The sequence below is a fragment of the Streptomyces sp. NPDC001502 genome, from assembly GCF_042894785.1.
Classification (GTDB): domain Bacteria; phylum Actinomycetota; class Actinomycetes; order Streptomycetales; family Streptomycetaceae; genus Streptomyces; species Streptomyces kutzneri.
In genome coordinates, this window is record NZ_JBIAVW010000010.1 from 239,715 (window position 1) to 262,495 (window position 22,781).

21 protein-coding genes and 3 tRNA genes are annotated in these 22,781 nt (G+C 72.9%); 10 read left to right on the forward strand and 14 right to left on the reverse strand.

Going from position 1 to position 22,781, the window contains the following annotated elements; all coding sequences use genetic code 11:
• Positions 1–31: 31 nt before the first annotated feature.
• From ACFY0D_RS20050 to ACFY0D_RS20070, 5 genes are all read right to left on the reverse strand, one after another.
• On the reverse strand, positions 32–553 hold the full coding sequence (locus ACFY0D_RS20050) for a GNAT family N-acetyltransferase (RefSeq protein WP_390799504.1): 522 nt from the start codon (positions 551–553) through the stop codon (positions 32–34).
• An 87-nt stretch (positions 554–640) separates the two neighbouring features.
• Positions 641–2,563, reverse strand: a complete 1,923-nt coding sequence (locus ACFY0D_RS20055) for an ABC transporter ATP-binding protein (protein WP_390799505.1) — start codon at positions 2,561–2,563, stop codon at positions 641–643.
• Positions 2,560–4,293: an ABC transporter ATP-binding protein gene (locus ACFY0D_RS20060; RefSeq protein WP_390799506.1), complete on the reverse strand. Its 1,734-nt coding sequence runs from the start codon at positions 4,291–4,293 to the stop codon at positions 2,560–2,562. The genes ACFY0D_RS20055 and ACFY0D_RS20060 overlap by 4 nt, the downstream gene beginning before the upstream one ends.
• A 144-nt stretch (positions 4,294–4,437) precedes the next feature.
• Positions 4,438–5,886 (reverse strand): FGGY family carbohydrate kinase, encoded by a 1,449-nt coding sequence (locus tag ACFY0D_RS20065; RefSeq protein ID WP_301371342.1) that lies wholly within the window; start codon positions 5,884–5,886, stop codon positions 4,438–4,440.
• 95 nt (positions 5,887–5,981) lie between these two features.
• Entirely contained in the window at positions 5,982–6,287 is a 306-nt protein-coding gene (locus ACFY0D_RS20070; RefSeq protein ID WP_351149383.1) for a YtxH domain-containing protein, read from the reverse strand.
• Positions 6,288–6,432: 145 nt separating this feature from the next.
• Between ACFY0D_RS20070 and ACFY0D_RS20075 the strand changes: the two genes are divergently transcribed.
• The 3 genes from ACFY0D_RS20075 (at position 6,433) to ACFY0D_RS20085 (ending at position 6,847) form a co-directional block, all read left to right on the forward strand.
• Positions 6,433–6,505 (forward strand) — tRNA-Asn (locus ACFY0D_RS20075).
• 5 nt (positions 6,506–6,510) lie between these two features.
• A tRNA-Asn gene (locus ACFY0D_RS20080) sits at positions 6,511–6,583 on the forward strand.
• A 190-nt stretch (positions 6,584–6,773) separates the two neighbouring features.
• Positions 6,774–6,847, forward strand: a tRNA-Ile gene (locus ACFY0D_RS20085).
• 66 nt (positions 6,848–6,913) lie between these two features.
• On the opposite strand, the gene ACFY0D_RS20090 is transcribed toward ACFY0D_RS20085, so the two are convergent.
• On the reverse strand, positions 6,914–8,071 hold the full coding sequence (locus tag ACFY0D_RS20090) for a glutamate--cysteine ligase (RefSeq protein WP_390799507.1): 1,158 nt from the start codon (positions 8,069–8,071) through the stop codon (positions 6,914–6,916).
• 214 nt (positions 8,072–8,285) lie between these two features.
• Between ACFY0D_RS20090 and ACFY0D_RS20095 the strand changes: the two genes are divergently transcribed.
• Positions 8,286–9,548: an MFS transporter gene (locus tag ACFY0D_RS20095; protein WP_390799508.1), complete on the forward strand. Its 1,263-nt coding sequence runs from the start codon at positions 8,286–8,288 to the stop codon at positions 9,546–9,548.
• A 614-nt stretch (positions 9,549–10,162) separates the two neighbouring features.
• Here the strand turns inward: ACFY0D_RS20095 and ACFY0D_RS20100 are convergent.
• Positions 10,163–10,525 carry a cupin domain-containing protein gene (locus tag ACFY0D_RS20100; RefSeq protein WP_390799509.1) on the reverse strand — a complete coding sequence of 121 codons (363 nt, stop codon included), beginning with the start codon at positions 10,523–10,525 and terminating at the stop codon, positions 10,163–10,165.
• A gap of 48 nt (positions 10,526–10,573) precedes the next feature.
• Between ACFY0D_RS20100 and ACFY0D_RS20105 the strand changes: the two genes are divergently transcribed.
• On the forward strand, positions 10,574–11,395 hold the full coding sequence (locus tag ACFY0D_RS20105) for a helix-turn-helix domain-containing protein (RefSeq protein ID WP_390799510.1): 822 nt from the start codon (positions 10,574–10,576) through the stop codon (positions 11,393–11,395).
• A gap of 147 nt (positions 11,396–11,542) precedes the next feature.
• Positions 11,543–12,616 (forward strand): esterase-like activity of phytase family protein, encoded by a 1,074-nt coding sequence (locus ACFY0D_RS20110; protein ID WP_390799511.1) that lies wholly within the window; start codon positions 11,543–11,545, stop codon positions 12,614–12,616.
• Here the strand turns inward: ACFY0D_RS20110 and ACFY0D_RS20115 are convergent.
• Complete coding sequence (locus ACFY0D_RS20115; RefSeq protein ID WP_390799512.1) at positions 12,613–13,968, reverse strand: carboxyl transferase domain-containing protein; 1,356 nt, start codon at positions 13,966–13,968, stop codon at positions 12,613–12,615. The two genes, ACFY0D_RS20110 and ACFY0D_RS20115, sit on opposite strands and share 4 nt — an antisense overlap.
• Positions 13,969–14,178: 210 nt before the next feature.
• Complete coding sequence (locus tag ACFY0D_RS20120; protein ID WP_390799513.1) at positions 14,179–14,913, reverse strand: hypothetical protein; 735 nt, start codon at positions 14,911–14,913, stop codon at positions 14,179–14,181.
• Between the two features lie 69 nt (positions 14,914–14,982).
• Here ACFY0D_RS20120 and ACFY0D_RS20125 point away from each other — a divergent pair, with 69 nt between their 5' ends.
• Positions 14,983–15,423 carry an Lrp/AsnC family transcriptional regulator gene (locus ACFY0D_RS20125; RefSeq protein WP_390799514.1) on the forward strand — a complete coding sequence of 147 codons (441 nt, stop codon included), beginning with the start codon at positions 14,983–14,985 and terminating at the stop codon, positions 15,421–15,423.
• 19 nt (positions 15,424–15,442) lie between these two features.
• Here the strand turns inward: ACFY0D_RS20125 and ACFY0D_RS20130 are convergent, their stop codons facing one another.
• From ACFY0D_RS20130 to ACFY0D_RS20140, 3 genes are all read right to left on the reverse strand, one after another.
• Complete coding sequence (locus tag ACFY0D_RS20130; protein WP_390799515.1) at positions 15,443–15,958, reverse strand: GNAT family N-acetyltransferase; 516 nt, start codon at positions 15,956–15,958, stop codon at positions 15,443–15,445.
• A 160-nt stretch (positions 15,959–16,118) separates the two neighbouring features.
• Positions 16,119–17,750, reverse strand: coding sequence for a GAF domain-containing protein (locus ACFY0D_RS20135; RefSeq protein ID WP_390799516.1), 1,632 nt, complete (start codon positions 17,748–17,750; stop codon positions 16,119–16,121).
• Positions 17,747–18,784, reverse strand: a complete 1,038-nt coding sequence (locus ACFY0D_RS20140) for a rod shape-determining protein (RefSeq protein WP_030715469.1) — start codon at positions 18,782–18,784, stop codon at positions 17,747–17,749. Before ACFY0D_RS20140 ends, ACFY0D_RS20135 begins: the two co-directional genes overlap by 4 nt.
• Positions 18,785–19,077: 293 nt before the next feature.
• Between ACFY0D_RS20140 and ACFY0D_RS20145 the strand changes: the two genes are divergently transcribed.
• Positions 19,078–19,734 carry an esterase/lipase family protein gene (locus ACFY0D_RS20145; protein ID WP_390799517.1) on the forward strand — a complete coding sequence of 219 codons (657 nt, stop codon included), beginning with the start codon at positions 19,078–19,080 and terminating at the stop codon, positions 19,732–19,734.
• Here ACFY0D_RS20145 and ACFY0D_RS20150 read toward each other — a convergent pair.
• Positions 19,731–20,309 (reverse strand): hypothetical protein, encoded by a 579-nt coding sequence (locus ACFY0D_RS20150; RefSeq protein WP_390799518.1) that lies wholly within the window; start codon positions 20,307–20,309, stop codon positions 19,731–19,733. The two genes, ACFY0D_RS20145 and ACFY0D_RS20150, sit on opposite strands and share 4 nt — an antisense overlap.
• Positions 20,310–20,387: 78 nt before the next feature.
• Between ACFY0D_RS20150 and ACFY0D_RS20155 the strand changes: the two genes are divergently transcribed.
• Positions 20,388–21,119: a hypothetical protein gene (locus ACFY0D_RS20155; protein ID WP_390799519.1), complete on the forward strand. Its 732-nt coding sequence runs from the start codon at positions 20,388–20,390 to the stop codon at positions 21,117–21,119.
• 110 nt (positions 21,120–21,229) lie between these two features.
• Here the strand turns inward: ACFY0D_RS20155 and ACFY0D_RS20160 are convergent, their stop codons facing one another.
• The gene (locus tag ACFY0D_RS20160) at positions 21,230–21,655 is read right to left on the reverse strand and encodes a MarR family winged helix-turn-helix transcriptional regulator (RefSeq protein ID WP_390799520.1); all 426 of its coding nucleotides are present in this window, start codon (positions 21,653–21,655) and stop codon (positions 21,230–21,232) included.
• A 95-nt stretch (positions 21,656–21,750) separates the two neighbouring features.
• On the opposite strand from ACFY0D_RS20160, the gene ACFY0D_RS20165 reads away from it, so the two are divergent.
• Positions 21,751–22,773 (forward strand): NADP-dependent oxidoreductase, encoded by a 1,023-nt coding sequence (locus ACFY0D_RS20165; protein WP_390799521.1) that lies wholly within the window; start codon positions 21,751–21,753, stop codon positions 22,771–22,773.
• Positions 22,774–22,781 lie beyond the last annotated feature (8 nt).

Genomic DNA, 22,781 nt, shown 5'->3' on the forward strand with positions numbered 1-22,781 from the left:
CCCCGCCAGGCGCCCCCACCCCGTCGCTCGGCTACGGCTGTGGCTGCGCGGGATCGCGCGGGTCGGACAGGCTCCGGCTCATCCAGACGTCGTCGACATAGGCCCCGTCCAGCAGGAACTCCTCGGGCAGCACACCGACCACCGTGAAGCCGCAGCGCCGGTAGAGCTGCTGCGCCGGCCCGTTGTGGCCGAGCACGCGCAGGTTCATGCGGCGGGCACCACCGGCCCGCGCGGCGGCGCAGACCGCCTCGACGAGGGCCTGCCCGACCCCGCTGCCACGAGCGGATTCGAGGACGGCCAGTCCCTGGATGTGCCGGACGTGCCGATTGGTTTCGAGGGGGCTGGCCGGGGCGTGGGCGATGTACCCGACGATCCTCTGCCCGCGTTCCGCGACGAGGTAGTTCTCCACGGGGTGCCGCTCGTCGAAGACGGCTGCGTCGGCCGGGCGTTCGGGCCCGGGTTCGCTCACGCGCGACCACGTCGAGCGGAACAGCTCCAGTATCCCGCGCTCGTCCTCCGCCCGGGCAGGGCGAATCACCATGTCAAGTGCCATGCCGCCATGCTAACGACGGCGCAGGGGAACCCGGGTGCGTCCCGTACCCGGGTGCCCCTGCGCCGTGCGGCCCGCGAAGGAGACGGCCTAGTCGACCTCGGCCACCGCCTGCGCGAACTGCGCCGCGTACAGCCGCGCGTACGCGCCGCCCGAGGCCAGCAGCTCCTCGTGCGTGCCCTGCTCCACGATCGATCCGCTCTCCATCACCAGGATCACGTCCGCGTCGCGGATCGTGGAGAGCCGGTGCGCGATCACGAAGGACGTACGGCCGCGCGCGAGGCGTGCCATCGCCTTCTGGATCAGTACCTCGGTACGGGTGTCCACCGAGCTCGTCGCCTCGTCGAGCACCAGGATCACCGGCTCCGACAGGAACGCCCGGGCGATGGTGATCAGCTGCTTCTCGCCCGCGCTGACCCCCGCGCCCTCGTCGTCCAGCACGGTGTCGTAGCCGTCCGGCAGGGTGCGGATGAACCGGTCCGCGTGGGCGGCCCGCGCCGCCTCCTCGATCTCGGCACGGGTGACCTCGCGCGAAGCACCGTAGGCGATGTTCTCCGCGATGGTGCCGCCGAACAGCCAGGTGTCCTGGAGCACCATGCCGATGCCGTCGCGCAGTTCCTCGCGGGTCATCTTCGCGATGTCCACCCCGTCGAGGGCGATCTCCCCGCCCGTGATCTCGTAGAACCGCATCAGCAGATTGACCAGCGTGGTCTTTCCGGCGCCGGTCGGGCCGACGATCGCGACCGTGTGGCCCGGCTCGACCGTGAGCGAGAGGTTCTCGATCAGCGGCCTGTCCGGCTCGTAACGGAACGCCACCTTGTCGAAGGTGACCTGACCGCGCAGCTCCTGCGGACGCTCCGGAACCTCGGCGTCCGGCTCCTGCTCCGCCGCGTCGAGCAGCTCGTACACCCGCTCCGCCGAGGCGACACCGGACTGCACGAGGTTCGCCATCGAGGCGACCTGCGTCAGCGGCATCGAGAACTGCCGCGAGTACTGGATGAAGGCCTGCACGTCACCGATCGACAGGGTGCCGGAAGCGACCCGGAGCCCGCCGACGACGGCTATCAGCACGTAGTTGATGTTCGAGATGAAGAACATCACCGGCTGCATGATGCCGCTGACCAGCTGCGCCTTGAACGAGGCCCGGAACAGCGCCTCGTTCTGCTCGGCGAAGACGGCCGCGGACTCCTTCTGCCGGCCGAAGACCTTGACCAGGCTGTGGCCCGAGTACATCTCCTCGATGTGGGCGTTGAGCGCGCCGGTCGCCTTCCACTGCGCCACGAACTGCGGCTGCGACTTCTTGCCGATCTTCGCGGCGACGAACACCGACAGCGGCACGGTCACCAGCGCGACCAGCGCCAGCAGCGGCGAGATCCAGAACATCATCACGAGCACGCCGACGATGGTCAGCAGCGAGTTCAGCAGCTGGCCCATCGTCTGCTGGAGCGTCTGGCCGATGTTGTCGATGTCGTTCGTGGCCCGGCTCAGCACCTCGCCGCGCTTCTGCTGGTCGAAGTACGACAGCGGCAGCCGCGACAGCTTCGCCTGGAGCTCCTCGCGCATCCGGTAGACGGTGCCGTTCATGACGTGGTTCGACAGCCGTGTGGCGACCAGCATCAGCAGGCCGGCCAGGGTGAAGACCACCAGCGCCCAGATCGCGACGACGCCGACCGCACCGAAGTCGATGCCCTGCCCCGGGGTGAAGTCGGTACCGGCGAGCATGTCCGCCATACCGTCCTGGCCCCGGGCGCGCAGACCGTCCAGCGCCTGCTGCTTGGTGGCCCCGGCCGGCATCTCGCGGCCGACGATCCCGGCGAACACCAGGTCGGTGGCCTCCCCCAGGATCTTCGGGCCGACCACCGCGCAGCCGACACTGCCGACGACGGCCGCGACCATGCCCCAGATCTTGGCCCGGTCGTACGCGAGCTGACGCAGCAGCCGCTTGCCCGAGCCCTTGAAGTCCATGGACCGCTGGGCCGGTCCCATCATCATCCGTCCTCCGGGCCCGCTCATGCGGCCTCCGCCTCCGTCAGCTGGGAGAGCACGATCTCCCGGTAGGTCTCGTTGCCGGCCATCAGCTCGTGGTGGCGTCCCTCACCCACGACCTGGCCCTCGTCCAGGACGATGATCCGGTCGGCGTCGCGGATCGTGGAGACCCGCTGGGCGACGATGACCACGGTCGCGTCCTCGGTCTCGCGGGCGAGCGCCGCGCGCAGCGCCGCGTCCGTCGCGTAGTCCAGGGCCGAGAAGGAGTCGTCGAAGAGGTAGATCTCCGGGCGCTGCACGAGCGTGCGGGCGATGGCCAGACGCTGGCGCTGGCCGCCGGAGACATTGGTTCCGCCCTGGCTGACGGGGGCGTCCAGGCCACCCTCCAGCGCGGAGACGAACTCCTTGGCCTGGGCCACCTCCAGCGCCTGCCAGAGCTCTTCGTCGCTCGCGTCCGGGCGTCCGTAGCGCAGGTTGGAGGCGATGGTCCCGGAGAACAGGTACGGCTTCTGCGGCACCATGCCGACCGTCCTGGCCAGGAGTTCCGGGTCGAGTACGCGGACGTCCTCCCCGTCGACGAGGACCTCGCCGCCGGTCGCGTCGAACAGTCGCGGGACGAGGCCCAGCAGCGTGGACTTGCCGCTTCCGGTGGAGCCGATGACCGCCGTGGTCTCGCCGGGGCGGGCCACCAGGTCCACCCCGCGCAGGACCGGGGCCTCGGCGCCCGGGTAGCGGAAGTCGGCGCCGCGCAGCTCCAGGCGGCCGCGGCGGGCGAGTTCGCGCACCGGGTCCTTGGGCGGCACCACGCTGGACTCGGTGTCCAGGACCTCCTGGATGCGCTCCCCGCAGACCTCGGCGCGCGGCACCATCATGAACATGAAGGTGGCCATCATCACGGCCATGACGATCTGCATCAGGTAGGCGAGGAAGGCCGTCAGCTGGCCGATCTCCATGCCGCCGCTGTCGACGCGCATCGCACCGAACCAGATGACGGCGACGCTGGAGATGTTCACGACCACGATGACGGTGGGGAACATGAAGGCCAGCAGCTTGCCGGCGGCCAGGGAGACACCGGTCAGGTCGGCGTTGGCCTCGCGGAAGCGGTCCTTCTCGTAGTCGTCGCGGACGAAGGCGCGGATCACCCGGTTGCCGGTGATCTGCTCGCGCAGGACCCGGTTCACGGTGTCGAGGCGCGCCTGCATCTGGCGGAACAGCGGCCGCGTCCTGAAGACGATCGCGCCGACCGAGATCCCGAGCACCGGGACGACGGCGAGCAGTACGCCCGACAGCTTCACGTCGAGCGAGAGCGCCATGGCGATACCGCCGACGCACATGATGGGGGCCGAGACCATCAGCGTGAAGGTCATCAGCACCAGCATCTGGACCTGCTGGACGTCGTTCGTCGTACGGGTGATCAGCGACGGGGCACCGAACTGGCCCAGCTCCCGTGCCGAGAAGCTCTGCACGCGGTCGAAGATCGCGGCGCGGACGTCCCGGCCGAAGGCCGCGGCCGTGCGGGCGCCGTAGTAGACGGCTCCGACGTTGCAGACGAGCTGGACGAGGGAGACGCCGAGCATCAGCGCGCCGAAGCGCAGGATGTAGCCCGTGTCGCCGTTGACGACACCGTTGTCGATGATGTCGGCGTTGAGTGTGGGCAGGTAGAGGCTGGCGCTGGTCTGCAGCAGTTGCAGCAGGACCAGCACCACGATGGGTTTCCGGTACGTACCCAGATGGGTCCGCAGAAGTCGTATGAGCACGCGCAGGCTCCGGTCGGCATGATCGAGGGGTTCAACCCATCTTGGGCCAACCGGCCCTGTGATCCCCACCGGATTTCGCAAAGGCCGGTCAAAAGGACCAGCCCGCCCCGACCCGCGACGTAGGCGGTGCCCGACCGGATCTCGCTAGAACGCCCCGGGGTGGATCTGCTCCCGCGTCGCGATGTACTGCTGGCGTACCGCCTGCCACGCCGGGAACTCCTCGCCCGGCTCGAAGACCTGGGCCGCGGGGGCCGGCCAGACCGGCGGGGTGTGCGGGGCCAGGGTGCCCTGCGCCACACCGAGCGCCCAGGCCGCCTGGCGGGCCGCGCCCAGCGCCGCGTAGTCGGCCGGCGCCGGTACGACGACCTGCGTACCGAACAGCCCGGGGGCCGCGGCCTGCACGGCGGGCAGCTCGGCCGCCGCGCCCAGCAGGAACACCCGGCGGATCTCGACCCCGCGCGACCGCAGCACGTCCAGCGCGTCCACCAGCCCGCACAGCATGCCCTCGAAGGCGGCCCGGGCCAGGTGCTCCGGCTTCATCGAGTCCCGGCGCAGCCCGGACAGGGTGCCGGCGGCGTGCGGCAGGTTCGGGGTCCGCTCACCCTCCAGGTACGGCAGGAGTACGAGGCCGTGCGCGCCCGGCGTCGACTTCAGCGCGAGCTCGGACAGCCCCTCCAGATCGGTGCCGAGCAGCTCGGCGGTGCCGCGCAGCGCCCGTACGGCGTTGGAGGTGTTCACCACGGGCAGGTGCATGCCGCTGGCGTCGGCCAGCGAGGTGACCAGCCCGCCCGGCTCCGACACCGCCTCGTGGTGCACCGCCATCACCGAACCGGAGGCACCGAGCGAGACCACCGCGTCGCCGGGGCCCAGCCCCAGCCCGAGCGCGGCGGCCATCGTCTCGCCGGTGCCGGCGGAGATCAGCAGCCCCTCGGGCGTGGTCCCGGCGGCATCGGCCGGGCCGAGCACCTCGGGCAGCAGCGCCCGGTGCCCGAGCGCCAGCTCGACCAGGTCGGGGCGCCAGGTTCCGGTGGCCGCCGACCAGTACCCGGTACCGGAGGCGCCGCCGCGGTCGGTGGTCCGGCGGGCCGGGCGGCCCAGCAGCTGCCAGACGAGCCAGTCGTGCGGGGACATCAGCACGGCGATCCGGCGGGCGGCCTCGGGCTCGTTGCGGGCCAGCCAGGCCAGCTTCGCGACCGGCTGCGCGGAGTGCGGGACCGAGCCCACCGCCTCGACCCAGCCGTGCCGGCCGCCGTAGGCGTCGATGAGGTCGGCGGCGGCGACCTGGCCGCGCTTGTCGTTGCCGACGAGGGCGGGACGCACCAGGGCGCCCTGCGGGTCCAGCGGCAGCAGACCGTGCTGCTGCGCGGAGACCCCTATGGCCTGGACCCCTTCGAGGAGCCCGCCGCCGGCGGCCTCGCCGAGCGAGAGCAGCCAGGCCTGCGGGTCGGTCTCGTGGGGATTCGCGCCTTCCGGTTCACCCGTGGGCTGTGGATGGGGTGCGTACCCCTGGCGCAGCACGGCGCCGGTCTCGGTGTCACAGACGACGATGCGTGTGAACGCGGAAGAGCTGTCCAGCCCGGCGACTATCCCCATGCGGTGAATTCTGCCGCACGCGGGGCCGGACTCGACCGGTCCGGAGCCCCCGGAACCTCATGGATCCCGTGGGCCCCGGCACGGACCTGTGCAGCTCAGGTGTTGCTGGTGCCCCAGTCGTCCTCGCCGGCGCCGCCGCCGACCCGGTCGCGCAGCCCCCGTACCCGCCCGGCGAGCGAGTCCGGGACGGCGTCGCCGACCTTGTGGCTCACCGCGGTGAAGGCCTTCCCGGCGAACTCGCGCCCGGTCTGGCCCGCGGTCTCGGCGGCATTGCGCACCGCGGGGTTCTGCGCGAGCTGCCGCGCGGACTTCCGCAGCTGCTCGTAGCGCTCGCGTCCGGCCCGGGTTCCGAGCACGTACCCGAGGGCCAGTCCGACCACGAACGTGACCTTGTACCGCATGCCTGTCACCCTTCGTCGTGTGGTGCCCGGCCCGCTGTCGATACCGATTGGCGGAGCACCCCCCTGCTTGCGCTAATCTATGACTCGCAACGGGCACTCGCCCCCCGGCAACGCCGGAGGTGGGCTGTTCGATGCACCGCAGCAATCCCCTGTAGCTCAATTGGCAGAGCAGCCGGCTGTTAACCGGCAGGTTACTGGTTCGAGTCCAGTCGGGGGAGCGCGGTCCCCTGTAGCTCAATTGGCAGAGCATTCGGCTGTTAACCGGAGGGTTGCTGGTTCGAGTCCAGCCGGGGGAGCAAGGAAGAAGAAGAGGACCCTGAGGGGTCCTCTTCTTTTCTTTGTCGCCCCGTTCCGGAACCGGGCAGCCCTCGGCGCGGTCTCTCTGAACAGGCGAAGCCGATCATGCGAGGCATCCGAGGCAGGAGATCGTATGAGCGGCTATGCTGCGGCAGACGGCGCGCACACGTGTACGCGCCACGCCGTGAAGGGGCGGTAGCTCAGCCGGTTAGAGCAGCGGACTCATAATCCGTCGGCCGTGGGTTCGAGTCCCACCCGCCCCACTGCGAGCCGCAGGTGCAGAAACGATTGCACCTGCGGCTTCGGCGTTTCCGGACGCCGGGCGTGGGTCAGAAGTCCTCCGTCTCGTCCGTGAGGTGGCGCAGCACGTCCGTCAGGTCCTGCCGACGGGCGAACGCCACCCGCTGGCGATGGGCGCCCGAGCCGTCGCGCAGGAGGCCCGCCAGGGTCTTGGCGGCGTGGTCGAGGTCGCCGGCGGCGGCCAGTTCCGGGGCGACCAGGTCCAGCAGGGCCTCCGCGAGGTCCGCCGCGGGGAGTTCCGTCCCCGAGTACGGGTCGAGGCCGAAGCCCTCCAGGCCGTCGTGGGCCGCCCGCCAGCGCGCGAGGCGCAGTACGTCGTCCCGTACGGCCGGTTCGGGGCGGCGCTCCGCGATCTCGCGCAGCGCCGTGGAGACCAGCGCCCGCGCCAGTTCGGCCTGCAGGATGGCCGAGTCGATGTCCGGGGACATGTCGGGCGCCCGGAGCTCGAGCGTCGGCCAGTGCCCGGAGGGGCGGAGGTCCCAATAGACCATCTTGGTGTCCAGGGCCGCCCCGGAGCCGAGCAGGGTCTGCACCGAGCGCCGGAAGTGCGCCGTGGACGTGAAGTGCGGGGGCAGGCCCGCCGAGGGCCAGCCGGACCAGGCCATCGCCCGCCAGCTGGCGTGACCGGTGTCACGGCCGCCCCAGAACGGCGAGTTGGCGGCCAGCGCGATCAGCGTGGGAAGCCAGGGTCTGATCCGGTTCGACACGGCCACCGCCGTGTCCACGTCGAGCGTGCCGATGTGGATGTGGCGGCCGCAGCTGACCAGCGTGTCGGTGAGCGCGCCGAAGCGGCGGTGCTGCTCGCGCTGGCGCGGCTCGTCGTCGGTCAGGTGCAGCGGCCCCTCCACCGCGACGACCGGTGAGGGGGCGGCCAGCAGCCGGCAGCCGTGGGCGCGGGCGGCCCGGCCGAGGGTGCGCCGCAGGGCGGCGAGCTCGGTGCGCAGCGAGGCCGCCGAGTGGGCTATCGGGGTGGATATCTCCACCTGGTAGCGGGTGCCCTCGGGGTGGAGCTCGCCGGGCAGCCCGCCGGCCGTCGCCAGGACCAGCGGGGCGGCGGGAACCACCCGGAAGCTGCGGGCGTCGACGAGCAGGAACTCCTCCTCGACGCCGACGGTGAGGGGGACGGTGGTGCGCACCGTGTTCTGCGTCGTGCCGGTGCTCGTGGTGCTGTTGCCAGGTTCGATCACTACGCCTCCCTGGACATACGAGTCTTTTCATCATGAGCTGAACCCGAGGTGAGGAGCGCACGTCGATTCGGTCAAATGTCCGGTGATAGTGGCGAGTTACCGGCAATGCGCCGCCCGGGCCGGGAGCCCGGAGCCGGGTGTGGCGACTGTTGCCGGTGTGTGAAGGGGCCGAAAATCCAGGAGGGCGGCGGACGGCCGGTGGTTATCATCCGCTGTGACCCGGACGACCGCCCCACCCCAGCTCTGGCAGCGCATATTCGCCGACCTCACCCCGCTGAGCGCATCCGCGGACTACCGGCGGCTGTGGTTCGGCGGAACCATCTCGTGGGTCGGTCAGGCGATGACCACCCTCGCGATATCGCTCCAGGTCTACGACATCACCCGGTCCAGCTTCTCCGTCGGGCTCGTCGGTCTCTTCTCGCTCGTCCCGCTCGTCGTCTTCGGCCTCTACGGCGGCGCGATCGCCGACACCGTGGACCGGCGCAAACTCGGCCTCTACAGCTCGATGGGCGCCGCCGCGCTGTCGGTCGTGCTCGCCGCCGCCGCGCTGCTCGACTTCCACCGGGTCTGGTTCCTGTACGCCGTCGTCGCACTCCAGGCGGTCTGCGGGGCGCTCACCGGGCCGGCGCGGTCCGCCATGATCCCGAGGCTGCTCCCGGTCGAACAGCTGCCCGCCGCCAACGCCCTGAACTCGGTGACCATGACCTTCGGGTCGATGGTCGGCCCGGCCTTCGGCGGGTTCATCGTCACCGTCGCGGGCTACGAGACGGCCTACCTGATCGACGCCGTCACCTTCACCGCCGCGCTCTACGCGATGTGGAAGCTGCCGTCGATGAAGCCCGACCGGGCCGAGGGCGCCCGGGGAAGGGCCTCCGTTCTCGACGGACTGCGCTTCCTCGGCACCCGGCCGAACATCCGGATGACCTTCTTCTCCGACCTGGCCGCCATGGTGCTCGCCCAGCCCCGGGCGCTGTTCCCGGCCATCGCCGGGCTCTGGTACGGCGGCGGCCCCGGTACGGTCGGCCTGCTGGTCGCCGCGATGGCCGCCGGGGCGCTGCTCGGCGGGCTGTTCTCCGGCTGGCAGGGCCGCATCCGCCGGCACGGGCTGGCGATCCTGCTCGCCGTGGCTGGCTGGGGGCTGGCCGTCGCGGTGTTCGGGCTCACCCGGAACCTGTGGCTCGGCATGTTCTTCCTGGCCCTGGCCGGGTACGCGGACACCGCCTCGATGGTGTTCCGCACGACCATGCTCCAGGCCGCCACCCCCGACGACATGCGCGGCCGCCTGCAGGGCGTCTTCATCATCGTCGTCGCGGGCGGGCCCCGGCTCGGAGACTTCCTCGCCGGGACCACCGCCGACCTGATCTCCCCGACCGTGGCCGTCACGGGCGGCGGGCTGGCCTGTGTACTGGTGCTGGGCCTGCTCGCGCTGCGGTGGCGCAACTTCGCCCGGTACGACGCCCGCTCCCCCCAGGCGTAGGGGGTGTCTTGCCGGTCATGCCGGGCTCGCGGCGGCCGGCACCGCGCCTCGCCGCGTTGTCCTCGGTCGGCGACGCTCCGCGTCGCCTCCCTCGTCCGCCTTGCGATCCACGGCACCGACCACCGCTCCCTGATCCGGCCTGACCGACAAGACACCCCCTAGCCGCTGGGACCGCTGGGCCGGACGGCATCGGGCGGTGGCCGGTCGGCGGGGGCCGGACGCTGCTGCCTGCCGGTGGGGTCGACGCGCTTGCCGGCCCGCGCCGAACCGCGCCGGGGCTGGTCGCGCCGGCGCCGGGCGCGCGCCGGGGCGTCTCCTCGGGCGCCGAACGTGGCGGGGGGTCGCAAGGCCGGGCGGTAGTGCCTTCGGCGCCCTGCGGGGAGCGCCCCGGCACACACCCGGCCCCGGCACGACCGGCCGGGAAGGTTTGCCGGGTTGCGGCGTCCGGCGTGGTGCCTCGCAAGGCGTGCCCCGACAACGCCGCGAGGTGCCGAGTCGTGCCGGGGCCGTCTTCTCGGGTGCCGGGCGTGGTGGGGGGGCGCAAGGCCGGGCGGTAGTGCCTTCGGCGCCCTGCGGGGAGCGCCCCGGCACCGGCGCGATCCGGAAGGGACGGCCTACGCGTCCACCGGTTCCCGGGTGCGGTCGCCGCCCTCGGTGCCGGTGTTGGTGGTGCCGGTCGGCTCGAAGAGCAGGATCTGAGCCTCCTCCTCCGCCGCCGGGCAGTGTTCGACCCCGCGCGGGACCACGTACATCTCGCCGGGGCCCAGGACCACGTCCCCGTCGCGCAGGCGGATCGTCAGGGTGCCCCCGACCACCAGGAAGAGCTCGTCGGTGTCCTCGTGGGTGTGCCAGACGAACTCCCCCTGGAGCCGGGCGGCCTTGACCTCGTAGTCGTTGACGCGGGCGATGCGCCGCGGCGCCCACTGCTCGGTGAATCCGGCCAGCTTCTCGGCGATGTTGACCTTGTGTGTCGTCATGCGGACAGCCTGTCGGCACGCCCGCGGGCGGTCTTGTACGTTCCTGACATGGCCGCGATACGCCCGCGCAGCACCGTGTCCGCCTGGCAGCCGTCGGTGCCCGGCATCGCCGAGGTCTTCCATGCCCGCTTCACCGAGCACGCGTACCCGGCCCACGTGCACGACACCTGGGCGCTGATGATCCTCGACGGCGGGCGGGTGGACTTCGCCCTCGACGGGGAGCGGCACGGCCTCGGGGTGTCGGACGTGGTGGTCCTGCTGCCGCCCGGGGTGAGCCACGACGGGCGGACCGTCACCGAGGCCGGTTTCCGCAAGCGCGTGCTGTACCTGGACACCTCGGTGCTCCCGGAGCGGCTGACCGGAGCCGCCGTCGACACCCCGCTGCTGGCCGACCCCACGCTCCGCGAGCGCGTGCACGGTCTGCACCTGGCGCTCGCGGAACGGGACCCCTTCGAGGCCGGGTCGCGCCTGGCCTTCGTACGGGAGCGGCTGCACCGCCGGCTGGCGGGGCGCGCGGCCGAAGGGCAGGCGCCGGGGCCGGTGCCGGGTGCGCGGGTCGCCGTACGGCTGCGCGAGCTGCTCGACGCGCGGGTGACCGAGGGGATCACCCTGGAGGAGGCCTCGGCCGAGCTCGGGTACCCGCATCCCACGCACCTGATCCGGAGCTTCAAGGCGGCCTACGGGCTGCCGCCGCACGCGTATCTGACCGCGCGGCGGGTGGCGCTGGCGCGGCGGCTGCTGCTGGCGGGGGTGCGGCCGGCCGAGGCGGCGGTGGCGGCGGGGTTCTACGACCAGGCGCACCTGACGCGGCACTTCGGGCGGCATGTCGGGATCAGCCCGGCGAGGTTCGCCCGATCCGGCCGGTTGTGAAGGGAAGTTGGCCGGTTCGTTGCCTTCCTGTTTCAGGACCTTCCGCTTTCTTTCGATTCGGCATATGACAGTTCGGCAGTCCGCGTGGTTCCGCACAGCCCGCACCCGCTCCGCACCCCCACCCGCCGAACCAGGAGGAAGGCCTTCATGCGCCTTCGTACGCTCGCCGCCACCGCGGCAACCACCGCCGCACTCGCCGGACTGCTCGCCCCGCCCGCCGTGGCGGGCGAGGCCCCGAAGGGGAACCGGTCCTGCTCGCCGTACCTCTCTGTCGCGGGCTACTCCGACGCGCTCGACAAGACCACGATCGACGGGCGCCCGGTCGGTGGCATCTCCGGTCTCGCCGTCGACCGGGACGGCACGATCGCCGGCATCTCCGACAAGTCGGCGCTGTACTCGCTGAAGGTGGGTCGCGGGGACACCCCGAAGGCCACGGCCACCAGGCGGCTGCCGCTGACGGACGGCGGCGGGCAGCCGCTGGACTCCGAGGGGATCGTCGTCGACCGGGACGGCTCGTACCTGGTCACGGACGAGTTCGCGCCCGCGGTCCGGCGCTACGGCCGGACCGGTGAGGTGCTGGGCACACTGCCGGTCCCGGACGCCTTCCGGCTCGCGCCGCAGGGGCGGGCGACCGCGAACCAGACTTTCGAGTCGCTGACCCTGCTACCCGGCGGACGCACCCTGGTGGCGGGCGTCGAGGGTGCGCTGGCCGGTGACGGCAAGGACGCGCACGGCCGGACCCTGCAGCGGATCCAGACCTGGGAGCGGCGCGGGAACGGCGAGTTCGTCCTCGGCCGGCAGTACGCCTACCCGGTGGATCCCGGGCACGGGCTGGTGGAGCTCGCGCCGACGCGGGACGGCCGGCTGATCGTGCTGGAGCGCGGCTTCACCCGGGAGTTCGCGATCACCGTACGGCTGTATGTCGCCGATCCCCTCGGTGCGACGGACACCTCCAGGGTGCAGACGTTGACGGAGGGCGCGGGGCTGCGGGTCGCCCGGAAGACGGCGATCGGGGACTTCGACGACTGCCCGACGCTGGGGGCGCCGTCGAAGCTGCCGCAGAACCACCCGCTGGTGGACAACATCGAGGGCATGGTGGTCACGGACCACGACGGGACCGGGCGCGTACGGCTGCTGCTGGCCAGCGACGACAACGAGCTCGCCCAGCAGGTGACGCGGCTGTACCGGGTGGACGTCCGGCTGCCGCAGCGCCGGAGTTAGCCCGACCGGGGCCGGGCCGGGCCGACGATGCCGCGGGCGACCCCCAGGGTGACCAGGTCCTGGGGGCGGACGCGGAGTTGGTCCGCCGTGGCGGGCGCGGCCGACGGGGGCCGCTTGAGGATGGCCGCCGCCAGTTCCGGGGCGATCACCGAGAAGTAGCTGTCCGGGGTGACCCAGGTGTTCCCGGGCGCGGCCAGCGCGAGGGCGCCGCCCGAGCCGCCCTCGCCGATCAGCAGGGTGGTGACGGGGACGGTGGCCGCGGCCAGCGCCGCGAAGGTGTCGGCGATGGCCGCGCCCGCGCCCGCGTGTTCGGCGGCGGCGTCGTTGGCCGCCCCCGGGGTGTCCACCAGGGTGAGCACCGGGATGCCGAGCCGGTCCGCGAGGCGGATGACGCGGGCGGCCGTACGGTAGCCCGCCGGGCGGGTGGCGGTGCCGCACTGGGCGGCGTAGGCGACGGCGCGGCCCTCGCGCAGCCCGAATCCGCACAGCATGCCGGGGTCGGTGCCACCCGCCCGGTCCCCGGAGAGGGGCAGACGGAGCTCGAAGTACGCGTCCAGGTACGCGGCGGCGTGCGGCCGGCCGGGGTGCCGGGCCTGCAGGACGGCGTCCCAGCCGGTCCGCGGCGGTGCCACGTCCGCCAGTGCGCCCGGCGGCTCGACCGGCCCCGCGGGGCGGGGCGCGGCCAGCACGCGGAGCCAGTCGGCGAGGGTGCCGGGCAGCTCGGCGGCGGGCACCACCGCGTCCACGTGACCGGCGGCGTACTGGCCTTCGGCACAGTAGGCCGCCGGATCCGCGTCCGCCGGACGCACCCGGGACCCGGCGAAGCCGACCTGGGCCCCGGGGAGCGCGAGGACGACATCGGCGCCGGCCCCGAGGGTGGCCCAGCCGCCGCCCGTGGTCGGATCGCGCAGAACGGCGAGCTGGGGGAGCCCCGCGGCCCGGGTCAGGACGCACTGGCGGGCCACGCGCTGGAGCTGGGTGAGGGCGAGCATGCCCTCCTGCATCCGGGAGCCGCCGGTGGCGATGAGCGAGACGAGGGGGAGCCGGTGCTCGCGGGCGTGGGCGTACGCGGCTTCGAGCCGGTCCCCGGTGCGCTGCCCCAGCGAGCCGCCGAGGAAGCCGAACTCGAAGGAGACGACGGTGGCTTCGTGGCCGCCGACCCGGGCGGTGCCGGTGACCACGGACTCCTGCTCGCCGGTGCGCTCGGCGGCGCGGGCGCGGGAGTCGTCGTAGCCGGTCCACTCCAGGGGGCCGTCGGCGGGGGACTCCCGCCGGGGCGCGGGGAGTTCGGTGAAGCTGCCGGGGTCGGTCACGGAGGCGATGGCCGCGCGGGCCGAGAGGCGGGTCGTCACGGGGTCACCCCAGGTCGGGTCGGCGGTTGACGGTCGGCGGTCCGGCGGTGGACGGTCGGCGGTCGGCGAAGTCGTGTACGGGAGACAGTACTTGGACTTGGACGGGGTGGTGCCGTGGCGCCCGGCGCTGGACGCCGACGACCGGCGCGGCGCGGGCGGGACCGGCCGGGCGATCCGGTGCCGGACGCAAAGCGGCCCTCGGCGGGCCGGTCACGGCAGCGGGAGGGCGATCTTCACGGCGTACGCGGCGACCAGCCCGTAGCCGAGGCGGAAGGTCCAGATGCGGGCGCGGTCCGGGATGCGGGTCCCGGCGAGGGAGCCGAGTACCACGAGGGCCTGCTGCCAGAGGAGCGAGGCCGCGCCGACCCCGAGAAGGAACGCGCCCCCGGCCGCACCGGTCCGCAGCGCGGCGCCCTGGGCGGTGGTGAGGGCGGCGAAGTAGAGCGCGGTGGTGGGGTTGAGGGCGGTCAGCCCGACGTACCGGACGAAGGCCTTCCCGGGCCGCGCCTGCACGAACACGCCCGCCCGCCCGGCGCCGGACCCGGACCCGGCCCCGGCCCCGGTACTTGAGCCGAGCCCGGAGCCGGACGCAGCGGCGTCGGCGGCGGCCGGGCTGCAGCCCGGCACCGCGCCGGAGCCGGGGGCGCGGCCGGCGGGGCGGGCTCCGGCCAGGCCGCGCGCCGCGATGACCAGCAGGATCACCGCCGAGGCCAGCCGGACCCAGGCCTCGACCGGGGAGATGTGGGAGGCCACCCAGGGCCCCAGGGCGGTGGCGAGGCCCGCGTAGCCGAGGTCGACCGCCGCGATCCCCGCGGCCGCGGCGACGGCCGTGCGGCGGTCGCGCATCGCCTCCTGCAGCAGCAGCACGCTCATCGCCCCCATGGGCATCGCCACGCCCAGGCCCGCGGCGGCGCCCGCCAGCGTCGGTGTCATCAGTTCGCTCATGGGGCGAGCGTCGGGCCCGGCCCCCGGGGGATGAGTGCGCATACCGGGCCCGGCTGCGAGAATCGCGGTATGGACCGCCTCGACAGGGAAATCCTCGGGATCCTGCAGCAGGATGCGCGGATCTCGTACCGGGACCTCGGAGTCCGCGTCGGCCTCAGCGCCAACGCCACCGCCGACCGGGTACGGCGGATGCGCCGCGAGGGGGTGATCCGCGGGTTCACCACGCTCGTGGACCCGGCGGCCGACACCGCCGGCGGGCTCGTCGTCTTCATCGACGTCACCCTGCGCCAGGACACCACCAACGAGGAGTTCGAGCGGCAGGTCGCCAAGCTCTCCGGGATCACCGAGGTCGTGCACGTGACCGGCGAGCACGACTACCTCGTACGCGCCCGGGCTGCCGACCCCGCCGCCCTCGACGGGCTGCTCCGCCGGATGAAACGGGAGGCGGGGGTGGCCCAGTCCAACACCCGGATCGCACTGCGCGCGGCCACCCGGCCGGGGCAGTACTAGGCAGGAGGGGGCCGTCCGGTCACCCGGCCGCTGCGTAGCAGTGCACGGTCACCGTCCGCTCCGGGCTCCACCGCTGCTCGACCGTGGCCAGCAACTCCCAGCCCAGACGCTCGTAGAGAGCCACCGCCGAGGCGTCGGAGGCCACGACGTCGAGCACGGGATGCAGGTGGCGCTCCCGCGCCTCCCGTGTCGCGCGGGCCATCAGGAGCGCACCGATTCCATGGCCTCGTGCCGCCGGAGCGACGAACAGGCGGCCGACCACGGCGGCCGCCGCACCGCTCACGCCCTCGCGGCTGCTCCACAGCGCGGGCGCCGCATCGTCCGCCGCGCTGCGGGACAGGCCGATGTGACCGACGATCCGCCCGTCGAGCTCCGCCACCCAGGCCGCGAGCAGCCCCGGCCCGGACAGCCAGTCGCCAGGGCGGTCCGGCCAGTTCACGGGGTAGCCGTTCCGCTCGTGGACCTCGGCGAGTACCTGGACGCACGCGCCGAGGTCGGAGTCCGTCCGGTGCCGGACACGCGGGACACGCCGCACACGCGGGACACGCCGCACACGCGGGACATGCGGGACCGGGGGTTCGCCGGCTGCCGGCGCGCTCTCGTCGTTCACCGGAGCATGGAAGCACAGCCCGCGAAGCAGAACCCTGTGACCAGCCGTCTCCGGTGCACCCCGCGGCCCCGCGGCCCGCGGCCCGTCACAGCGCCGACTCCCACGTCACCGTCGTGCCCCGCGCGCCCGACTCCGTACGGCCGTCGTCCGCCACCGTCAGGCGGACCCGGGACGGGTTCGCGTCCACCTGCACGTCGATGAAGGTGATCTCGCCGCGCCGGTGCGCCGCGGCCAGGGCTCCGCGCAGGGCTCCGAGCAGGCCGACCGCCACCGGATCCGGCAGCAGGGCGTCCACCGCGCCCGCGAAGTGCACCGACGGCTGGAAGCCGAGCACGGCCGCCGCCCCGCCCGTCTCGCGCAGCACCCGCCCCCGGAAGGTCGTCGGGGCGTCGGTCGGCGGCTGCTGGAGGGCGAAGATGGCCGTCCGGACCTCCTGGATGGTGGAGTCGAGCTCGTCCACGGCGCGGCTGAGCTCGTCGCCCACCGTGTCCCCGGACGGCGCGTTCGCGGCCCGCCGCCGGGTGCTTTCGAGCATCATCTCGGTGGCGAAGAGCCGCTGGACCACCAGGTCGTGCAGGTCCCGCGCGATCCGGTCGCGGTCCTCGTACACCGCGAGCTGCTCCCGGTCGTGCTGGGCGTCCGCGAGTACGAGGGCCAGCGCGGCCTGGGAGGCGAACTGTGAGGCGAGCAGCCGGTCCACCGCGTCGTACGCGGGGCCGCCCCGGGCGCGGGGCAGGGCCAGGGTGCCGATCAGCTGGCCGCCGCTCTGCAGCGGAAGCATCATGCTCGGCCCGAACCGCTCCCGCACGTGCGTGGTCATCCGGGGGTCCGTCGCCGAGTCGTCGATGAAGACGGGTTCGCCGCCGAGCAGTTGTACCAGCACCGGCGAACCGGGGGCGATCGCCGTCCCCACCAGGTCCCCGGGGTCCCCCTGCGTGGAGGCGGCCACGATCTCCATGCCGCCCTCGGGGGTCGGCTGGAGCACCACCCCGGCCGCGGCGTCCGCCAGCAGCCGGGCCCGTTCGGCCACGCACATCAGGGCGTCCGCCGCGGGGCGTCCTGCGAGCAGGGTCGTGGTCACGGCGGCGGCGCCGTCGATCCAGCGCTCCCGGCGGCGCGCGGTGTCGTAGAGCCGGGCGTTGCCGATCGCTATGCCCGCCTGCGAGGCCAGGACGCGCAGCAGGGCGAGGTCCTCGTCCGTGAAGGGGCCGCCGCCCCGCTTCTCGGTGAGGTAGAGATTGCCGAAGACCTCCGTGTGCACCCGGATCGGGACGCCCAGGAGGCTGTGCATGGGCGGGTGGCCCGGCGGGAATCCGGTCGCCCGCGGGTCCTGGGCGACGTCGTCCAGGAGCAGCGGGCGCGGGTCGCTGACGAGGGCTCCGAGCACGCCGGAGCGCGCGTCCGGCAGGTGCGGGATCGCGGCCCGCTCCTCCTCGGTGAGCCCTGCCGTGAACAGCCGGGTCAGCAGGACGCGCTCGGGGTCGACGACCCCGAGCGCTCCGTACCGGGCCGCACACAGTTCGGTCGCGGAGTCCACGATGTGCTGGAGGGTGGTGTGCAGTTCCAGCTCGGACCCGACGTTGAGGACGGCTTCCAGCAGCACCGGAAGGCTCGCCGCCTCCTCGTCGGGCTCCACCGGCTCCGCGGGCTCGTAGGACTCCTCGGGCTCGTAGGACTCCTCGGTCTCCTTGGGCTCTTTCGGTTCCTGGGGCCTCATTCGGCCAGCGGGTTGAGGACCATGGGGGCGATCTTCCCTTCGAGCATCGCGCCGAGACCGAGCACGGCGCACACGTCCGGCCGTTCCGCGATGGCGACGGGCATTCCGGTGGCGTCCCGCAGCATCTGGTCCAGGCCCGGCAGCAGGGCGCTGCCGCCCACCATCATGATCCCCCGGTCCGTCAGATCGGCCACCAGGTCCGGCGGGCAGTCCCGCAGCACCTTGCCGATGCCGTCGAGGACGGCGGTCAGCGGCGTGTGGATGGCGTCCCGGACGGCCGCCGTGTCCACGTGGACGGAGCGGGCCAGTCCGGTGGCCACGTCGCGGCCGTGGATCAGGGTGGAGGCAGGCCCCTCGGCGGTGAGGCCGTTGCCGTGGAGCGCCAGTTGCAGCGGCCGGACGGCCTGGCTGGGCAGCATCAGCTCGTGCGCGTGGCGCAGGTGCTGGACGACCGCGTGGTCGATGGCCTCGCCGCCGACCGGGATCCGCTGGGCGGTGACGATGGATCCGAGGGAGAGGACGGCCACCTGGGTGGCCGCGGCCCCGCACACCATGATCATCGTCGCGGTCGGCTGCTCCACGGGGAGTCCGCAGCCGACGGCCGCCGCGATCAGGGTGTCGACCAGTTCGACGCGCCGGGCGCCGAGCCCGACGAGGGTCTCCACGGTGGCCCGCTGGGCGAGCGGGTCCGCGTCGTGCGGGGTGCAGGCGGCGGCCCGCAGCCGCGGCTTGCGGCGCAGGGCGCGCCGCAGCTTCTCGCCGAGGAGGTGACGCAGCATCCGCTGGGCCATCTCGATGTCGACGACGGTGCCGCCGGAGACGGGGCGTACGACCCGGATGTAGTCGGGCGTGCGGCCGGTCATCCGTTCGGCGAAGGAGCCGACGGCGATGAGTGCGCCGGTGCGCGTGTTGACCGCGGCGACGCTGGGTTCGTCGACCACGAGGCCGGCGCCCTTGACGTACACGCGGGTTCTTGCCGCCCCCAGGTCGACGGCGACGTGGCAGCGGCGCAACTGCTCAAGACTGACGGTCACGGCAGATCCTCCCGAGAGCACGGACGCATGAGGGCCGACGGAAATGTCGGTCACTTTTCATATCATCGCGGGCAATTCGGTCTCATGGCCCGTTGAGATGCTCCGGCCGGGGGGTGTGTCGTGGCTGCATGGGGGTGGATTTCTGTACCGACAGGCAGCACCATGCCCGCACCACACGCGCTACTCACGCGTAACAAGGTAGGGGGGACCCGATGCTGACGGGCCGACAGAGACTGCACGCACTCCCGGCGCTCCCACCCCTCCCGCCCCTCCCGGCGCTCCTGACCTTTCCGGTGCTCCTGGCACTTCTGACGCTGTGCCTCGCGCTGCCGACGGCCTCCCCGGCCCAGGCCTCCTCCCGCAATCCGGTGGTCCTCGTGCACGGCTACAACGCCGACCCGGGAGTCTGGGGAGCCCTGCGCGCGGACCTGCGCGCCGCCGGGTACACCGACGCGGAGCTCTTCTCCTTCGGCTACGACACCCACCAGTCCGTCAACGAGGTCCTCGCCGGACGGCTCGGCGCCTACGTCGACCAGGTCCGCCGGGAGACCGGCGCCGCCAAGGTCGACGTCGTCGCGCACTCCTTCGGCTCGCTGGTCAGCCGCTGGTACGTGAAGTTCGGCGGCGGCGCGGCCGCCGTGGACCACTGGGTCTCGCTGGCCGGACCCAACCGGGGCACCTCCACCGCCTGGGCCTGCGCGCTGTGGGACCAGGCGTGCCGGGACATGACCCCCGGGTCGTACGTGGTGAAGAACCTGAACGGCGGGGACGAGACCCCGGGCGCGGTGAAGTACGCGACCTTCTGGTCCCACTGCGACGAGATCGTCAACCCGGACGACAGCGTCCCGCTGACCGGAGCCGCCAACACGCCGGTCGGCTGCCTGGAGCACAACGACCTGCTCGGCGACGACGGCACCTCGGCCAAGGTCCGCGCCTTCCTCTCCTCCTAGTGTCCCGGCCCTCTAGTGGGGGTGTCGTCCAGGGAGAACCGCTGCAGCAGGCCGTAGGTGAACTCCGCCACGCAGGGCCGCCCCCGCGCGGCGAAGGCCAGGCGCCAGCGGGTCGGCGCGGTGCCCTCCATCGGCCGGACCGGGGCGAAGGCCCGCGCCACCTCGTCCACCGTCGCCGACCAGGGCCGCAGATCGTCCGGCGACTCCAGTACGGGCCCCCGCGCGCCCGGGGCCCGCACCAGCCACTCGTTCCACACGGCCCCGTCCGGCGCGGCCAGCACCTCGAAGCGCAGGTCCGGCCAGAGCGGCAGCGGCCACAGCAGGGCCTCGCACTCCAGATCGCCGATCGTGCGGTGCTCGGCGGACTCCGGCGGACCGAGCACCGAGCGGTACCGGGCCAGGGCCCCGCGGGAGCGGGCCGAGCGGCGCATCGCCTGCCAGTGCCTGTTCGCCGCCCGCTGGTCCGCGAGTGAGGCGCCCAGCCGGCGACGGGCCTCGTCGGCGAGGTCCGGCTGGAAGTCGGCCATCCGCCGCAAGAGCACCAACTGGAATCCGGTCGGCCCGAAAGATGTCATGGAAGGAACGATTCCACACAGGATCCTTACGTTCTCGGGATCCGGATGTTGCCGCAGACCACGTAGCCTGCGGGCGCCATGAACTATTGCCACGCCTGCCGGAGGCACCTCAACGGCGCACTGGCGTGCGCCGGATGCGGAACCCCCGCCGAGTACCTGATACCCGCCGCCTCCAGTGCCGCGCCGGCCGCCGGGCCCGCCGCCGAGGCACCCGTCCCCGGACCGCCGACCGCACTGGCCGAGGTCTACGCCGACTCGCTCGTCGTGCTGTCCGAGCCGAACGAGCGGCGCGCCGGTGCCCGCCGCCGGGTCACGCACCGGCGCCGCCGCCGGACCGCGCTGTCGCTCTCGCTCGGCCTGCTGATCGCGGTCGGGGGCTCCATGACGGTGGCCCGCATGGCCATCGACGGGGAGCGCGCCGACCGGGCCGCGACCGTGGTGCTGACCGACGACGGCCCGCAACAGCCCGCCCCGCTGCCCGACGCTCCGACGGCCGGTGCGCCCACGGGGCCGGGCAAGGTCACGGCGAAGGCCCCCGCCGCGGGTACGAAGACGGGCGGTGCCGCGGCGCCTTCCGGGAGCGTCGCGCAGCCGGGTCCGGCCTCGTCCGCCCCCGCGCCCGCGACGTCGGACCCGGTGTCCCGTACTCCCGGCCCGGGACCGTCCGTAGGGAAGACCGCGTCGTCGGGGAGGCCCTCGCCGAGCGCCTCCGCGAGCACGCGGCCACCGTCGACCTCGCCGTCCCCGACGCCGTCGCCGGCGCCGACGAAGAAGCCCTGCGGCATCTTCGACTTCAGCTGCTGGTTCTAGTGCTGTCACCGGCCACCGGCAAACCTTGCCGGTGACAGCATCAGGCGGCCCGTCCCGGACCCATCCCGGACCCGTCCTGGACCCGTCCTGGACCCGTCCCGGGCCGCGTCCTAGTCGCCCAGCATCCGCTTGAGCAGGTCCCGCAGGACCGTCCGTTCCTCCGCGGACAGCCCGGCCAGCGGTTCGCGGGCGAAGTCCAGTGACTCGCGCAGCCGCTCCGCGGTCAGCGTGCCCTCCTCGGTGGGGGCGGCCAGCTTCACCCGGCGGTCCGCCGGGTCCGGGCGGCGTTCGACCAGGCCGCGGGTCTCCAGGCGGTCGACGATGCCGGTCACGTTCGAGGGCTCGCACCGCAGCTTCAGGGCGATGCGCCGCATCGGCATGGGCTCCAGGGAGAGCATGTTCAGCACCTTGGCCTGGGCACCGGTGAGCTGGTGGCTGGCGGCCGCGTGCTCGTACTCCATGTGATAGCGGGCCACGACGTCGCCGATGAGCTCGACGACTTCGATGGTCACTGGGTCCACTCGACGACTGGGCATGGAACCAGCGTACCCATTTACTTGACAACATGAAATATCTAGGCGCATGGTTGTTTCACCTAGTGAAGCAATTTCGTTCTGACCAGGAGCGCCGCATGTCTCAGATCCCCGCCGTCAGCCGCGAGTGGCACCTCGTCCGTCGCCCGCAGGGCTGGCCCGTCGCCGAGGACTTCGCCCTGCGCGAGGTGCCCGTGTCCGCCGAGCCCGCCGCCGGCCGGATCCTCGTGCGCAACCTGCACATGTCCGTGGACCCCTACATGCGCGGCCGGATGAACGACGTGAAGTCGTACATCCCGCCCTTCCAGCTGGACGAGCCGATGCAGGGCGGCGCGGTCGGCGAGATCGTCGCCTCCGCCGCCGAGGGCTTCGCCGTGGGTGACCACGTCCTGCACCACCTGGGCTGGCGCGAGTACGCGGACCTCGACGCCGCGCACGTCGTCAAGGTGGACGCCTCGCTCGCCCCGCTCTCCGCCTACCTCGGCGTCCTCGGCATGCCGGGTCTGACCGCCTACGCCGGCCTCTTCGAGGTCGCCTCCTTCAAGGAGGGCGACTCCGTCTTCGTCTCCGGCGCCGCCGGTGCCGTCGGCAGCCTCGTCGGCCAGTTCGCCAAGATCAAGGGCGCGTCCCGGGTGATCGGCTCGGCCGGCTCGGACGAGAAGGTGACGCTGCTCACGGAGAAGTACGGCTTCGACGCCGCCTTCAACTACAAGAACGGCCCCGTCGCCGAGCAGCTGCCGGCCGCCGCTCCCGAGGGCATCGACGTCTACTTCGACAACGTCGGCGGTGACCACCTGGAGGCGGCCATCTCCTCGATGAAGGTGAACGGCCGCGCCACCCTGTGCGGCGCGATCGCCGGCTACAACGACACCGAGGCCGCCCCCGGCCCGCGCAACCTGATGCAGGTCATCGGCAAGCGCCTGCGCCTCCAGGGCATCCTCGTCAACGACCACAACGGACTGCAGCAGCAGTTCGTCCAGGACGTCGCCGGATGGCTGCGTTCCGGCGAGCTGCGGTACGACGAGACGGTCGTCGAGGGTGTCGAGAACGCCACCTCCGCCTTCCTCGGCATGCTGCGCGGCGAGAACACCGGAAAGATGATCGTTTCCTTCACCGGTTAGGCTCACTG

Coding starts and splice junctions, on each gene's coding strand:
- ACFY0D_RS20100 (WP_390799509.1), bottom strand. CDS start 10,525: ATGACGACACACAAGGTCAACATCGCCGAGAAGCTGGCCGGATTCACC.
- ACFY0D_RS20050 (WP_390799504.1), bottom strand. CDS start 553: ATGGCACTTGACATGGTGATTCGCCCTGCCCGGGCGGAGGACGAGCGC.
- ACFY0D_RS20125 (WP_390799514.1), top strand. CDS start 14,983: ATGGACCGCCTCGACAGGGAAATCCTCGGGATCCTGCAGCAGGATGCG.
- ACFY0D_RS20055 (WP_390799505.1), bottom strand. CDS start 2,563: ATGAGCGGGCCCGGAGGACGGATGATGATGGGACCGGCCCAGCGGTCC.
- ACFY0D_RS20155 (WP_390799519.1), top strand. CDS start 20,388: ATGAACTATTGCCACGCCTGCCGGAGGCACCTCAACGGCGCACTGGCG.
- ACFY0D_RS20160 (WP_390799520.1), bottom strand. CDS start 21,655: ATGCCCAGTCGTCGAGTGGACCCAGTGACCATCGAAGTCGTCGAGCTC.
- ACFY0D_RS20120 (WP_390799513.1), bottom strand. CDS start 14,913: ATGAGCGAACTGATGACACCGACGCTGGCGGGCGCCGCCGCGGGCCTG.
- ACFY0D_RS20105 (WP_390799510.1), top strand. CDS start 10,574: ATGGCCGCGATACGCCCGCGCAGCACCGTGTCCGCCTGGCAGCCGTCG.
- ACFY0D_RS20110 (WP_390799511.1), top strand. CDS start 11,543: ATGCGCCTTCGTACGCTCGCCGCCACCGCGGCAACCACCGCCGCACTC.
- ACFY0D_RS20165 (WP_390799521.1), top strand. CDS start 21,751: ATGTCTCAGATCCCCGCCGTCAGCCGCGAGTGGCACCTCGTCCGTCGC.
- ACFY0D_RS20135 (WP_390799516.1), bottom strand. CDS start 17,750: ATGAGGCCCCAGGAACCGAAAGAGCCCAAGGAGACCGAGGAGTCCTAC.
- ACFY0D_RS20065 (WP_301371342.1), bottom strand. CDS start 5,886: ATGGGGATAGTCGCCGGGCTGGACAGCTCTTCCGCGTTCACACGCATC.
- ACFY0D_RS20070 (WP_351149383.1), bottom strand. CDS start 6,287: ATGCGGTACAAGGTCACGTTCGTGGTCGGACTGGCCCTCGGGTACGTG.
- ACFY0D_RS20150 (WP_390799518.1), bottom strand. CDS start 20,309: ATGACATCTTTCGGGCCGACCGGATTCCAGTTGGTGCTCTTGCGGCGG.